At 65.3% G+C, this 13,609-nt stretch carries 13 protein-coding genes; 8 read left to right on the forward strand and 5 right to left on the reverse strand.

The window, feature by feature from the left end; translation table 11 throughout:
• The first annotated feature begins 69 nt into the window (after positions 1-69).
• From AC25M7_RS14310 to AC25M7_RS14330, 5 genes are all read left to right on the forward strand, one after another.
• Positions 70-1,056 carry an NAD(P)/FAD-dependent oxidoreductase gene (locus tag AC25M7_RS14310; RefSeq protein ID WP_028691136.1) on the forward strand — a complete coding sequence of 329 codons (987 nt, stop codon included), beginning with the start codon at positions 70-72 and terminating at the stop codon, positions 1,054-1,056.
• Positions 1,057-1,162: 106 nt separating this feature from the next.
• Positions 1,163-2,131 (forward strand): DUF523 and DUF1722 domain-containing protein, encoded by a 969-nt coding sequence (locus AC25M7_RS14315; RefSeq protein ID WP_028691137.1) that lies wholly within the window; start codon positions 1,163-1,165, stop codon positions 2,129-2,131.
• Positions 2,121-2,996 carry a MerR family transcriptional regulator gene (locus AC25M7_RS14320; protein ID WP_088852562.1) on the forward strand — a complete coding sequence of 292 codons (876 nt, stop codon included), beginning with the start codon at positions 2,121-2,123 and terminating at the stop codon, positions 2,994-2,996. The genes AC25M7_RS14315 and AC25M7_RS14320 overlap by 11 nt, the downstream gene beginning before the upstream one ends.
• An 11-nt stretch (positions 2,997-3,007) precedes the next feature.
• The gene (phrB, locus tag AC25M7_RS14325) at positions 3,008-4,444 is read left to right on the forward strand and encodes a deoxyribodipyrimidine photo-lyase (protein WP_088852561.1); all 1,437 of its coding nucleotides are present in this window, start codon (positions 3,008-3,010) and stop codon (positions 4,442-4,444) included.
• Positions 4,445-4,447: 3 nt separating this feature from the next.
• Positions 4,448-5,128 carry an SDR family NAD(P)-dependent oxidoreductase gene (locus AC25M7_RS14330; protein ID WP_486971168.1) on the forward strand — a complete coding sequence of 227 codons (681 nt, stop codon included), beginning with the start codon at positions 4,448-4,450 and terminating at the stop codon, positions 5,126-5,128.
• Positions 5,129-5,137: 9 nt separating this feature from the next.
• Here AC25M7_RS14330 and murI read toward each other — a convergent pair whose 3' ends face one another.
• The 5 genes from murI to hemA are packed head-to-tail and all read right to left on the reverse strand — an operon-like array spanning position 5,138 to position 9,864.
• Positions 5,138-5,935: a glutamate racemase gene (murI, locus tag AC25M7_RS14335; protein ID WP_486971169.1), complete on the reverse strand. Its 798-nt coding sequence runs from the start codon at positions 5,933-5,935 to the stop codon at positions 5,138-5,140.
• On the reverse strand, positions 5,928-6,683 hold the full coding sequence (locus AC25M7_RS14340) for a molybdopterin-synthase adenylyltransferase MoeB (RefSeq protein WP_028691142.1): 756 nt from the start codon (positions 6,681-6,683) through the stop codon (positions 5,928-5,930). Before AC25M7_RS14340 ends, murI begins: the two co-directional genes overlap by 8 nt.
• On the reverse strand, positions 6,677-7,507 hold the full coding sequence (gene prmC / locus AC25M7_RS14345) for a peptide chain release factor N(5)-glutamine methyltransferase (protein ID WP_028691143.1): 831 nt from the start codon (positions 7,505-7,507) through the stop codon (positions 6,677-6,679). Before prmC ends, AC25M7_RS14340 begins: the two co-directional genes overlap by 7 nt.
• Entirely contained in the window at positions 7,508-8,590 is a 1,083-nt protein-coding gene (prfA, locus tag AC25M7_RS14350; RefSeq protein WP_028691144.1) for a peptide chain release factor 1, read from the reverse strand.
• Positions 8,587-9,864, reverse strand: a complete 1,278-nt coding sequence (gene hemA, locus AC25M7_RS14355) for a glutamyl-tRNA reductase (protein ID WP_062364645.1) — start codon at positions 9,862-9,864, stop codon at positions 8,587-8,589. Before hemA ends, prfA begins: the two co-directional genes overlap by 4 nt.
• A 529-nt stretch (positions 9,865-10,393) precedes the next feature.
• Between hemA and AC25M7_RS14360 the strand changes: the two genes are divergently transcribed.
• From AC25M7_RS14360 to ispE, 3 genes are read left to right on the forward strand one after another with little or no spacing between them, the layout of a single operon-like run.
• Positions 10,394-12,115, forward strand: a complete 1,722-nt coding sequence (locus AC25M7_RS14360; RefSeq protein WP_062364647.1) for a tetratricopeptide repeat protein — start codon at positions 10,394-10,396, stop codon at positions 12,113-12,115.
• A gap of 3 nt (positions 12,116-12,118) precedes the next feature.
• Entirely contained in the window at positions 12,119-12,736 is a 618-nt protein-coding gene (lolB, locus tag AC25M7_RS14365; protein WP_028691147.1) for a lipoprotein insertase outer membrane protein LolB, read from the forward strand.
• Between the two features lie 4 nt (positions 12,737-12,740).
• Positions 12,741-13,601, forward strand: coding sequence for a 4-(cytidine 5'-diphospho)-2-C-methyl-D-erythritol kinase (gene ispE, locus AC25M7_RS14370; protein WP_236247745.1), 861 nt, complete (start codon positions 12,741-12,743; stop codon positions 13,599-13,601).
• Positions 13,602-13,609: the final 8 nt, after the last annotated feature.

Here is a 13,609-nt window from a genome sequence, read left to right on the forward strand (position 1 = left end):
AAACATCGTGCATTGTACAGGTTTACCTGGCAGCGTAGGCTGCGTATAGCTAGGTTCGAAGAGGCCATCATGACAGTACCTATTGCCATCATCGGTGCCGGAATCGCCGGTTTGTCCGCCGCCCAGGCCCTGCAAAAGGCCGGACAGACCGTTCATTTGTTCGACAAGGGCCACGGCAGCGGCGGACGCATGGCCAGCAAGCGCAGCGATGCCGGCGCCCTGGACCTCGGTGCCCAGTACTTCACCGCCCGCGACCGGCGCTTTGTCGAACAGGTCCAGCAATGGGTGGCCAATGGCTGGGCTGCGCAGTGGAAACCGCAGCTGTACAACTACCGCGATGGCGAACTGACCCCCTCCCCCGACGAACAAACCCGATGGGTCGGCGTGCCGCGCATGAGCGCCATCACTCGCGGCCTGCTCAAGGATGTCACGGTGAACTTCGGCTGCCGCATCGCCGAGGTGTTCCGCGGCAAGCAATACTGGCACTTGCAGGACACCGAAGGCTGCAGCCATGGGCCGTTCAGCCAGGTGGTGATCGCCGTGCCGGCGCCCCAGGCCACCCCGTTGCTGGCCGCCGCACCCAAACTCGCGGCGGTTGCCGCCGGGGTGCAAATGGAGCCGACCTGGGCCGTTGCCCTGGGCTTCCAGACACCACTGGAAACCCCTATGCAGGGCTGCTTCGTGCAAGACAGCCCGCTCGACTGGCTGGCGCGCAACCGCAGTAAACCGGGCCGTGACGAGCACCTCGACACCTGGGTGCTGCATGCCACCTCCAACTGGAGCAAACAGCACATCGACCTGCCCAAGGAAGAAGTGATCGAGCAGTTGTGGGGAGAATTTGCCGAATTGGTCGGCTGCGTTGTCCCCGCACCGACCTTTGCGCTTGCCCACCGCTGGTTGTACGCACGCCCTGCCGTCAATCATGAGTGGGGCACGCTGGCCGATGCCGACCTGGGCCTGTATGCCTGTGGCGACTGGTGCCTGTCCGGTCGGGTCGAAGGGGCGTGGCTCAGCGGCCAGGAAGCCGCTCGACGCCTGCTGGAGCATCTGGAATAATCGACAGCGAATTTATACAAAAAAATATTCTTGTATAAGTTTTTATCTGTGCTGGAATAGACTTGTACAAACCGTGCAGCCTGTACAAGTCATTCCGGAGACCGCGATGAACGCTTTCCCGCCCAGCGGCAAGCCACGTCTGGCCATCAGCGCCTGCCTGACTGGCCTGAACGTACGCTACAACGCCGGCCACAAAGCCTCCAGCCTCTGTCTTGAACTGCTCGACCAGCATTTCGACTGGGTCCCACTGTGCCCCGAGGTCGCCATTGGCCTGGGCACGCCCCGGGAACCCATTCGCCTGGTGGGCGATCCCGAGCACCCGGCTGTCACCGGTACGCGTAACAATGTCACCGATTTCGCCGGCCCGTTGCGTGCCTACGGCGCGCAGATGGCCGACGAACTCGACGATATCTGCGGCTACATCTTCATGCAAAAGTCACCGTCCTGTGGCCTTGAACGGGTCAAGGTCTACCAGGAGGACGGCCGCCCGGCCCACCAGAATGGCCGGGGCGCCTACGCTGCGGCATTCTGCGAGCGGCGCCCGGACCTGCCGGTAGAAGAGGAAGGCCGGCTGCACGATCCGGTGCTGCGGGAAAACTTCATCGCCCGCGTCTACGCCTACGCCGACTGGCGCCAACTGCTGCGCCAGGGCCTGAGTCGCGGCGCGCTGATCCGTTTCCATGCCCGCTACAAGTACCTGCTGATGGCGCACAATCCCCAGGCGTACCGCGGCCTTGGGCGCCTGCTCGGGAGCATGAGCCGCGACGATGATCCAGCGCAGCTCGGTCCGCGCTACTTCAGCCAGCTGATGCAGGCGCTACGCCGCTGCGCAAGCCGCGGCACCCACGGCAACGTGCTTCAGCACCTGAGCGGCTACCTGCGCAACGACCTCGGCCAGGCGGACAAGGCCGAGCTGCAACAGGTCATCGGCCAGTACCAGAAAGGCGTGGTGCCTTTGGTGGTGCCCTTGACCCTGCTCAAGCACCATCTGCGCCGTCATCCCGATCCCTACCTGCTGCAACAGGCCTACCTGCAACCCCATCCGGAAGACCTCGGACTGCGCAATGCCATCTGACCCCTTGCTGCCCATCGGCGAAGTGGCCCGCTTGACCGGCGTCAACCCAGTCACCCTGCGCGCCTGGGAACGCCGCTACGGCTTGATCACGCCGCAGCGCACGCCCAAGGGGCATCGTCTTTATCCCCAGGACCAGGTGGAGCGCGTCCAGGCCGTGCTGCGCTGGCTGGAGCGTGGCGCTGCGGTGAGCCAGGTGCGCGAACTGCTGGACAATGCCACGCACGCCACCGCGCCGATCCAGGGCGAATGGGGCGAGCGTATCGAACAGCTGATCAAGGCCATCGCCCGGCTTGCCCAGCGTCCGCTGGACCAGCTGATCAACCAGATGATCGCCCTCTACCCTGCTGTGACCGTCTGCGAGCGTCTGCTGCTACCGCTGCTTGAAGCCCTCGAACAGCGCTGGCAAACGCATTTCGACGCCCGGCTGGAACAAGTGTTCTTCCAAGGCTGGCTGCGCAGCAAGCTGGGGGCACGGGTCTATCACGACAGTCACTCGCTCGGTGGCCCCTGCGTACTGCTTGCCCGCACCGACGATGCACCTTTCGATCCGCAATTTTGGCTCTGCGCCTGGCTGCTGAGCAGCAACGGCTACGCTCTGGAGATCCTCGAGTGGTCAGTCGAGCCCCGCCAACTGCGCCAGGCCGTGGAGCAGTTGCGGCCGCAAGCGCTGCTGCTGCACCTCGGTCGCCGCCCCGACCTCGCCGCACTGGGCCGTGCGCTGCAGGACATCAACACGATGAAACTCCTGGGTGGCAACACAGTCACTCTCCATAAGGCGCAATTGCAGGCACTGTCGTTGACTGACCTGCACCTGTTCGACAGCCCGCAAACCGCCTTGCGCCGTCTTCAGCAATCCCGACCTTGAGCCTTCCCCCCATGCAACTGATCTGGCTGCGCAGCGACCTGCGCATCGACGACAACACTGCCCTCGCGGCCGCCTGTCAACGTGGCCCGACCGTGGCCCTCTGGATTGCCAGCCCCGGCCAGTGGCAGGCCCACGACGATGCGCCGTGCAAGGTCGATTTCTGGCTGCGCAACCTGCGACTGCTACAACAGTCGCTGGCGGCACTGAACATTCCACTGCTGATTCGCACCACCGACACCTGGGCAGATGTCCCTGAATGCGTGCTCGGTGTCTGCCGTCAGCACCGCATAGAGGCCGTGCACTGGAACGACGAATACGGCATCAACGAGGCACGGCGGGACCAAGCGACATATGAAGCGCTGCAGCAAGCCGGGATCAGCGCCACCGGCCACCTCGACCAGCTGCTGTTCAGACCCGGCAGCGTGCTGACCCGCACCGGCCAGTACTTCCAGGTATTCAGCCAGTTCAAGCGAGTCTGCCTGGAGCACCTGCACCGCAGCCTCCCGCCGCTGGTTCAATCGGTACAGGCCCAGCAGTCCCTCGGTATTCATGGCGACGCCATCCCGCTGCAGATCGAAGGCTTCGAGCCCCCTTCCGATACCCTGCGCCAGCACTGGCCTGCAGGCGAGGATGAAGGCAGGCGGCGGCTACAGCGCTTCGTCGACGAAACCATCGATGACTACGCCCAACTGCGCGACCTGCCTGCCAAGGCAGGCACCAGCCAGTTGTCCCCCTATCTCGCCGCTGGCGTGCTCTCGCCGCGCCAGTGCCTACACGCGGCACTGGCGAGCAACAGGGGCGAATTCGACAGCGGCAGCGTCGGCGTGCAGACCTGGGTCAACGAGCTGCTGTGGCGCGAGTTCTACAAGCACACCCTGGTGGGCTACCCCCGAGTCTCCCGGCACCGCGCCTTCCGCCCGCAGACAGAAGCATTGCCCTGGCGCGACGCACCCGCCGACCTGCAGGCCTGGAAAGAGGGCCGAACCGGCTTCCCCCTCATCGATGCCGCCATGCGCCAGCTGCTGCACACTGGCTGGATGCACAACCGCTTGCGCATGATCGTCGCCATGTTCCTCAGCAAGAACCTGCTGATCGACTGGAGGCAGGGCGAACGGCATTTCATGCGTCACCTGATAGACGGGGACCTGGCCGCCAACAACGGTGGCTGGCAGTGGAGCGCCTCGACGGGGACCGATGCGGTGCCCTATTTCCGAATCTTCAACCCCGTTACCCAATCGCAGCGTTTCGACCCCAAGGGAACCTTCATCCGTCATTGGTTGCCTGAGCTGGAAGAAAAAGATGATCGATCGATCCATCAACCGGTGAAATCTACGGATCTATTTGCTACTAATTATTACCTGAGCCCGATAGTCGATCTCGATAGCAGTCGCCAAAGAGCACTGGAGGCCTTCAAAGGCTTGTCCAACTGGCAGGATCAGAGGGCATAACGCATGACACGTCGTTTCTGGGTCACAGGAGCCAGCCACGGAGTTGGGCTGGCGTTGGTGGGACAGTTGCTCGCATCGGGGCATCAGGTTGCCGCCAGTGGCAGGGATAGCCAGGAACTGGACACACTGGGCCAACAGCATGGCGCACGCCTGCTGCGCCTTCCCGCCCCCTTGCCGGAAGCCAGCCAACGGCTTCTGGCGAAATGGGGCGCACTGGACAGCCTGATCATCAACGCCGGCACCTGCGACTACCTGCCAGATGCTGTAGCGGATGGGGAGTTGTTCGAGCAGATCATCAGCAGCAACCTGCTGGCCACGCAGCAGTGCCTGGCCGGCGCCCTGCCACTGCTGGCCAGGGGCGAGAAACCACAGGTCATGGCCATCCTCAGTCGCTACTCGGCGTTGCAGCTGTTCGAGCCGAACCAGCCGCTCAGTGGCGGCAACAGCCTGCCGAAGTGGTTGAGCGAGCAACGCAACTCCTTGCACGCGCTGGGCATCGACCTGACCGTGGTGGCGCCTCAATCGCTGAAAAACCCGGTGAGCTCGGTGCAGGCCATTCCGGAGCCCTGGACGGCGCAAAGCGCGGCGCAGGAGTTGCTGGCACGCCTGGATCAGCGCCAACCCGAGCTGGTACTGGAGGTGCTCAACCCAGGCGAACTCTGGCCACTGCCGAAGAGCAGCTGACTGCAGGCTTCAAGGCAGGAAGCGCTGCACGCTGCCGGATTGGCTCCACAACAGCGGCAGGACTTTCTGCAGGTTGCCTGGCTCGCCACTGCTCCAGAACGCCGTCGGCTGCGCCGGCCCGTCACCGAGCAGCCCGCGAGCATCCAGCAGACGTTGCAGTTGGCGCGCCACGGCAGCGCCGGTGTCGATGATCGCCACATCCGCCGGCACCATCTCGGCCAGCATGGGCCGTAGGAACGGATAGTGGGTGCAACCCAGGATCAGGGTGTCGCAGCCGGCCGCCAGCAACGGTTTCACATAACCCGACAGCAACTGGCGCAGTTGCTCGCTGACCAGGTCCCCCGCCTCAATACGCTCGACCAGCCCAGGGCAAGGTTGGGTGATTACCCGCACGTCATTGGCGAAGCGGTCGAGCAAGGCAGCGAACTTGGCGCTTTGCAGGGTACCGGTGGTGGCCAGCACGCCGACCACGCCGGAACGGGTTGCCGCGGCCGCCGGCTTGACCGCCGGCTCCATCCCCACCAACGGCCAGTCCGGGTAAAGCTCGCGCAGGTCGGCCACCGCCGCCACCGTAGCCGTGTTGCAGGCCAGGACCAGCGCCTTGGCGCCCTGCTCATGGAAAAAACCGGCGATTAGTCGCAGGCGCTGGCGAATGTAGTCCGGCGACTTCTCGCCATAGGGCACATGGCCGCTGTCGGCCAGATAGAGCAACGACTCGTTGGGCAGCAGGCGCTGGATCTCGGCCAGCACCGACAAACCGCCAACGCCGGAGTCCATCACGCCCACCGGTGCCGAACGCTCAGCCATGGCGATTGCCACACACGGCACAGGCGGGGTCGCGCTTGACCCGCAATTCGCGCATGCGGGTGCTCAGGGCGTCGATCAGCAGCAGGCGGCCGATCAGCGGCTCGCCGAAACCGGCCAGCAACTTCAGCGCTTCCAGTGCCTGCAGGCTGCCGACCAGCCCCACCAGCGGGCCGATTACCCCGGCCTCGCTGCAGGTCAGCTCGGCCTCGCTGCCATGGCCATACAGGCAGTGATAGCAGGGGCTGGTGTCGCGGCGGGTGTCGAACACCGACAACTGGCCCTCAAGGCGGATCGCCGCGCCGCTGACCAACGGTTTGCCCGCAACCACGCAGGCAGCATTGACCGCTTCGCGGGTGCCGAAGTTGTCGGAGCAGTCGAGCACCACATCGACCGCCGCCACTGCGGCGGCCAGCGAATCCTCATCCAGTGCCCGACGATGGGCGACCAGGCTGATCTCCGGGTTGATCGCCTGCAAACGCCTGATGGCCGAATCGACCTTGCTCATGCCGACGCTGTCGCTGTCGTGGATCACCTGGCGTTGCAGGTTGGTCAGGTCGACGGTGTCGAAATCGGCCAGATGCAGCCCGCCGACACCCGCCGCGGCGAGGTACAGCGCCACCGGCGAGCCCAGTCCACCGAGGCCGATGACCAGGGCCTTGCCGTGTTTCAGGCGCAACTGCCCATCGATATCCACCTGCGACAGCAGGATCTGCCGGCTGTAGCGCAACAGCTCCTGGTCGCTCAGCATGACAGGCGCCCCAGACTGATACGTTCGTGGCCGCCCAGGTCGACACGGCTGGCGACATCGATGAAGCCCGCCGCTGCCAACAGGTCGCGTACAGCAGGCGCCTGGTCATAGCCGTGCTCGAGCAGCAGCCAACCACCGGGCTGCAGGTGTGCCGGGGCCTGGGCGACGATCACCCGCAGGTCGTCCAGCCCGTCTTCGCCGGCCACCAGGGCACTGCTGGGCTCGAAGCGCACGTCACCAGCCACCAGGTGCGGATCGGCGGCGCGGATATAGGGCGGGTTGCTGAGAATCATGTCGAAACGCTCACCCACAAGGGCGTCGAACCAGTGGCTGGCGCGCACCTGGACATTGCCCAGGCCCAGGCGCTCGCGGTTGCGCTCGGCCAAGGCCACGGCCTCGTCGATGCGGTCCACCGCCGTGACCTGCCACGCCGGGCACTCACTGGCCAGGGCCAGGGCGATGGCCCCGGTGCCGGTGCCCAGGTCGAGGACCCGGGCAGGCGTGGGCGGCACGAGTTCGAGGGCGGTTTCCACCAGCAGCTCGGTGTCCGGACGCGGAATCAGCGTGTGTGGCGCGACTTCCAGGTCCAGTTTCCAGAACCCCTGCTGGCCGAGGATATAGGCCACCGGCTCACCGGCGCGACGCCGCTCGAGGTAGTCGGCGAACACCTGCGCCGCCTCGCTGCTGACGATGCGCTCGGGCCAGGTGTGCAGGAAGCTGCGCGACTTGCCCAGGGCCGCGGCGAGGAGCAACTCGGCGTCCAGCCGTTCGGTCGGCGAGTCCGGCAACTGCGCGTTGCGCAGCAGGCTGGCGATGATGGTCATTCAATCCCCCAGGGCGGCCAGCTGATCGGCCTGGTATTCGGCCAGCAACGGCTCGATCACGGCCTCCACGCCACCGGCGAGGATATCGTCCAGGGAGTAGAGCGTGAGGTTGATACGGTGGTCGGTGACCCGGCCCTGTGGATAGTTGTAGGTGCGGATGCGCTCGGAACGGTCACCCGAACCCACCAGCAGCTTGCGTTCGCTGGCGATGGCGTTCTGTGCGGCGCTGGTCTGCATGTCGTTCAGCTTGGCCGACAGCCAGGACATGGCGCGGGCACGGTTCTTGTGCTGCGAACGCTCTTCCTGGCACTCGACCACGATGCCGGTGGGCAAGTGGGTGATGCGGATCGCCGAGTCGGTCTTGTTGACGTGCTGGCCGCCGGCGCCGGAGGCGCGGTAGGTGTCCACGCGCAGGTCAGCCGGGTTGATCTCGATCGCCACCTGCTCATCTGGCTCGGGCAGCACCGCCACGGTGCAGGCGGAGGTGTGGATGCGGCCCTGCGATTCGGTTTCCGGGACTCGCTGCACACGGTGCGCGCCGGACTCGAACTTGAGCTTGCCGTAGACGCTGTCGCCTTCGACCCGGGCGATGATCTCCTTGTAGCCGCCGTGCTCGCCTTCGTTCTCGGAGAGGATCTCCAGGCGCCAGCCGCGTTTCTCGGCGTAGCGCGAGTACATGCGGAACAGGTCGCCGGAGAAGATCGCCGCCTCGTCGCCGCCGGTGCCGGCGCGGATCTCGAGGAACACGTTGCGCCCGTCGTTGGGGTCCTTGGGCAGCAGCATGCGCTGTAGTTGCGACTCCAGGCCCACCAGTTGCTCTTTCGCTTCCCGCACTTCTTCGACCGCCATCTCGCGCAGGTCGGGGTCGGCGTCCTTGAGCAGCGCCTGGGCGCCTTCGAGGTCGTCCTGGACCTTGCGCCAGCCTTGATAGCAGGCGATCACCGGCTCGACTTCGGCGTACTCGCGGGAGTAGGCGCGAAAACGCGTCTGGTCGGAAATGACTTCGGCGTCACCGAGCAGCGCGGTGAGTTCCTCGAAGCGATCCTGGAGCGTGTCCAGTTTGTTCAGCAGCGACGCTTTCATTGCGGGGATTTGTCCGTCGAGCCCTCGTGGAGGGCGAAGAGTTCCTGGGCCATGGCCAGCGCATCGAGGCGGCCTTCGGCGGAGAGCTTTTTCAGTTGCACGCTGGGGGCGTGCAGGAGCTTGTTGGTCAGGCCCCGGGCCAGCTGCATCAGCACGTCCTCGGGATTGCCGCCATTGGCCAACAGGCGCTGGGCTTTTTGCAGTTCTTCGTCGCGCAGGCGCTCGCTCTGCTGGCGGTAGGCCTTGAGCACATCCACCGCCGCCAGCTCGCGCAGGCGCACCATGAAGTCGTCGGCACCGGCCGAGACCAGCTCTTCGGCGGCCTGGGCCGCGCCCTGGCGGCTCTTGAGGTTTTCCGCGACCACTTCGTGCAGGTCGTCGACGGTATAGAGGTAGACGTCGTCCAACTCGCCCACCTGCGGCTCGATGTCACGCGGCACGGCGATGTCGACCATGAAGATCGGCTTGTGCCGGCGCTGCTTCAGCGCGCTTTCCACCGCACCCTTGCCGAGAATCGGCAACTGGCTGGCGGTGGAACTGATGACGATGTCGCTGTTGGCCAGTTCCTGCGGGATGTCCGATAGCAGCACGGCATGGGCGCCGAACTGCTCGGCGAGAATGCTGGCGCGCTCGAGGGTGCGGTTGGCCACGACGATGCGACGCACGCCCTGCTCGTGCAGGTGACGGGCGACCAGGGTGATGGTCTCACCGGCGCCGATCAGCAGCGCCTGGCTGCGGCCCAGGTCGGAGAAGATCTGCCTGGCCAGACTGACCGCGGCGAACGCCACCGAGACCGGGTTTTCGCCGATGGCGGTGTCGGTGCGCACCTGCTTGGCGGCGCTGAAGGTGGCCTGGAACAGGCGCCCCAGCAGCGGCCCGACGGTGCCGGCCTCGCGGGCCACGGCGTAGGCTGACTTCATCTGGCCGAGGATCTGCGGTTCGCCGAGTACCAGCGAATCGAGGCCGGAGGCCACGCGCATCATGTGCCGGACCGCATCGTGCTCTTCATGGACGTAGGCGCTGGCACGCAGTTCGTCGAGGCTCAGCTGGTGGTAGTCGGCCAGCCATTGCAGCACGGCGTCGGCGGCGAGGTGGTCCTGCTCTATATAGAGTTCGCTGCGGTTGCAGGTGGACAGGATCGCCGCCTCGCGGCTAGCGGTCAGTCGGCAGAGCTGCTGCAGGGCGTCGACCAGCTGCTCGGGCGTAAACGCCACGCGCTCGCGTACGTCTACCGAGGCAGTCTTATGGTTGATACCAAGTGCAAGAAAGGCCATGCAAGGTCGCTGGTTGGGACGTGAAGCCGATAATTGTCCTACTTCGCAGGTTTTAGAACAACCACCGTTCGCTATTGTGGCGATGCGGCGTGCCTATCGCTCCACACCGCCACCCATCCCTGCCGTTGCCGTTGCCGTTGCCGATCTGGAGTCTAGCGCCATACCCAGCTAGCGACAGCTGCGCCAGTCCAGGCGCCGCCCGTACTTTCGCGACTTCAGGAGGCCGAACGCAGGCCTTGCGAAGGGAGGTGACGGGCATGGATGCCCATCAAGCGCTGCGCAAGAACTCCGCTCGGCCTACTGAAGTCGCAATTGGCGTTGCCTGAACTACCGCGCGCTCAGAAGCAAAAACAAGGGCAAGGGCAAGGGCAAGGGCAGGATGCCTTGGGCTGGTTGCGAACCACCGCCCCGGCGCATTGTCCCTATACTCCGAAGCACCGCTTCACACCACGACCTTCGCAGGTGGGTTTGCCATCGCGCTTGTGTCATCATGCTCCGACCGCCGGTTTAGCCTCTTTAATAAGCCTCTATGAACAAATCCTACGCATTGCTGCTTGCCCTCGCCCTGCTTCAAGGCTGCCAGAGCCTGGCCCCGAAGACGGACGCCCAGTCGCCCGCCACCGATGCCGGCAAGAGCGCGGAAAAGCCCGTGGTGTATGGATCGTTCAAGCAAGACACCCTGTACAGCCTGCTGGTGGCTGAGCTGGCCGGCCAGCGCAACCGCTTCGACATCGCCCTGGCCAACTACGTCGACCAGGCCGAAAAGACCCAGGACCCGGCCGTCTCCGAGCGTGCCTATCGCATCGCCGAATACCTCGGCGCCGACGAACCGGCCCTGGACTCCGCGCTAATCTGGGCCCGCAACGATCCGCAGAATCTCGACGCCCAGCGCGCCGCGGCCATCCAGCTGGCCCGCGCCGGACGCTACGACGAATCCATGACCTACATGGAAAAGGTACTGCAGGGCCAGGGCGACACCCATTTCGACTTCCTCGCCCTGGCGGCGGCCGAGACCGACCAGAACACCCGTGATGGCCTGATGCAGAGCTTCGACCGCCTGCTGGTGAAATACCCCGACAACGGCCAGCTGGTGTTCGGCAAGGCCCTGCTGCTCAATCAGGACGACAAGCCGCAACAAGCCCTCGACCTGCTCGAAGCCCACCCGCCGCAGAACGGCGAGATCGCCCCGGTGCTGCTGCGCGCCCGCCTGCTGCAGGCCCTGGACCGTGGCCCAGAGGCCCTGCCGCTGCTGCGTGGGGCGATCCGCGACAACCCCGAGGACAAGCGCCTGCGCCTGACCTACGCCCGCACCCTGGTCGAGCAGGACCGCATCGACGACGCCAAGGCCGAGTTCGAGAGCCTGCTGCAGCAGTACCCCGAAGACGACGAGATCCGCTACTCGCTGGCCCTGGTATGCCTGGAGACCAAGCACTGGGACGAAGCCGAGGGTTACCTGCAGGAACTGGTCGAACGTGACGCCAACGTCGACGCCGCCCACCTCAACCTGGGCCGCATCCGCGAAGAACGCAGCCAGCCGGCAGCCGCCCTGCGCGAATACGCCCTGGTCGGCCCCGGCCCGGACTACCTGCCAGCGCAACTGCGCCAGGCCGATATCCTCATCGCCAACGGTCGCAGCGCCGAAGCCTCGCGGATACTCGCCGAAGCCCGCGAAGCCCAGCCGGACTACGCCATCCAGCTGTACCTGATCGAAGCCGAAAGCTTGGGCAACAACGGCAAGGAGGCCCAGGCCGGACAAGTGCTGGAGCAAGCGATCAAGCGCTACCCGGACGACCTCAACCTGCTCTACACCCGCGCCATGCTCGCCGAGAAGCGCAACGACCTGGCGCAGATGGAGAAAGACCTGCGCGCCATCCTGGCCCGCGAGCCGGAAAACGCCATGGCCCTCAACGCCCTGGGCTACACCCTGGCCGACCGCACCACCCGCTACAGCGAGGCCAAGGCGCTGATCGACAAGGCGCACCAGCTCACCCCAGACGACCCCGCGGTGCTCGACAGCCTGGGCTGGGTGGCCTATCGCATGGGCAACCTCGAGGAAGCCGAACGCCAGCTGCGCCTGGCCTTCGAGCGCTTCCCCGACCACGAAGTCGCCGCCCACCTGGGCGAAGTCCTCTGGGCCAACGGCAAGCGCCGCGAAGCCCGCCAAGTCTGGGCCAAGGGCTTCGAAGCCCAGGCCGACAGCCCCATCCTGCGCAAGACCTTGCTGCGCCTGACCGGATCCGAGAGCCTTTAAACCATGTTCCTGCGTCATTGCATCACCTTCACCCTTATCGCCCTGCTCGCCGGCTGCGCCGGCTTCGGCAGCAAGGAAGCCGTACAGGGCCAGGGCAACCCGCAGCTGTGGCGCGAGCACAAACAGCAGCTCGGCAGCCTCGACGGCTGGCAGATCAATGGCAAGGTCGGCATCCGCGCCCCGCGCGACTCCGGCAGCGGCACGCTGTTCTGGCTGCAACGCCAGGACTACTACGACATCCGCCTGGCCGGCCCCCTGGGCCGCGGCGCGGCGCGCCTGACCGGGCGCCCCGGAGGCGTGGTGCTGGAAGTGGCCAACCAGGGCCGCTACGAGGCCGCCAACCCCGAGGCGCTGCTGGAGGAACAACTGGGCTGGCGCCTGCCGGTATCGCACCTGGTCTGGTGGGTACGCGGCCTGCCCGCCCCGGACAGCAAGAGCCAGCTGACTCTCGACGGCGACAGCCGCCTGGCCAGCCTTCACCAGGATGGCTGGCAGGTCGAGTACCTGAGCTATGTGGAGCAGAACGGCTACTGGCTGCCCGAACGGCTGAAGCTGCACGGCGAGAACATCGACGTGACCCTGGTGGTCAAGGACTGGCAGCCACGCCAGCTGGGGCATTGAACCTATGAACAAGCTGACCCTGCCCGCCCCGGCCAAGCTCAACCTCTGGCTGCACATCACCGGCCGCCGCGCCGACGGCTACCACGAGCTGGAAACCGTGTTCCAGTTCCTCGAGCACGGCGACGAGCTGAGCTTCGCCCTGCGCGAGGACAGCCAGATCCGCCTGCAGACTGAAATTGAAGGCGTGCCCCACGACAGCAACCTGATCGTCCGCGCCGCGCGCCTGCTGCAGGCACAGTCCGGCACGCCGCTCGGCGCTGACATCTGGCTACACAAGGTGTTGCCCATGGGCGGCGGCATCGGTGGCGGCAGCTCGGACGCTGCTACCACCCTGCTGGCGCTCGCGCACCTGTGGCAGCTGGACTGGGACGAAGACCGCCTGGCCAGCCTGGGCCTGTCGCTCGGCGCCGATGTGCCGGTGTTTGTCCGGGGCCATGCGGCCTTCGCCCAGGGTGTTGGCGAGCAACTGACCCCGGTCGACCCCGAGGAACCTTGGTATGTCGTGCTGGTGCCGCAAGTGTCTGTCAGCACAGCGGAAATTTTTTCGCATCCGGAGTTGACACGTGATTCCCTCCCCCTTAAGATGCGCCCCGTTCCCGAGGGAAACAGTCGAAATGACTGCCAACCGGTAGTAGAGCAACGGTATCCTGAAGTTCGCAATGCGCTGATTTCACTGGGTAAATTCACCGAAGCACGAATGACCGGCACTGGAAGTTGTGTGTTTGGGGCCTTCCCAAGCAAAGCCGAAGCTGATAAAGTTCTGGCCCTTCTTTCAGAGACCCAAACAGGGTTTGTGGCGAAAGGAAGCAATGTTTCGATGTTGCATCGCAAGCTGCAAGTTCTGATCAAGAAGTCGAGTTCATAAGAATTCGC

It is taken from the genome of Pseudomonas sp. P106(2024), assembly GCF_057480815.1.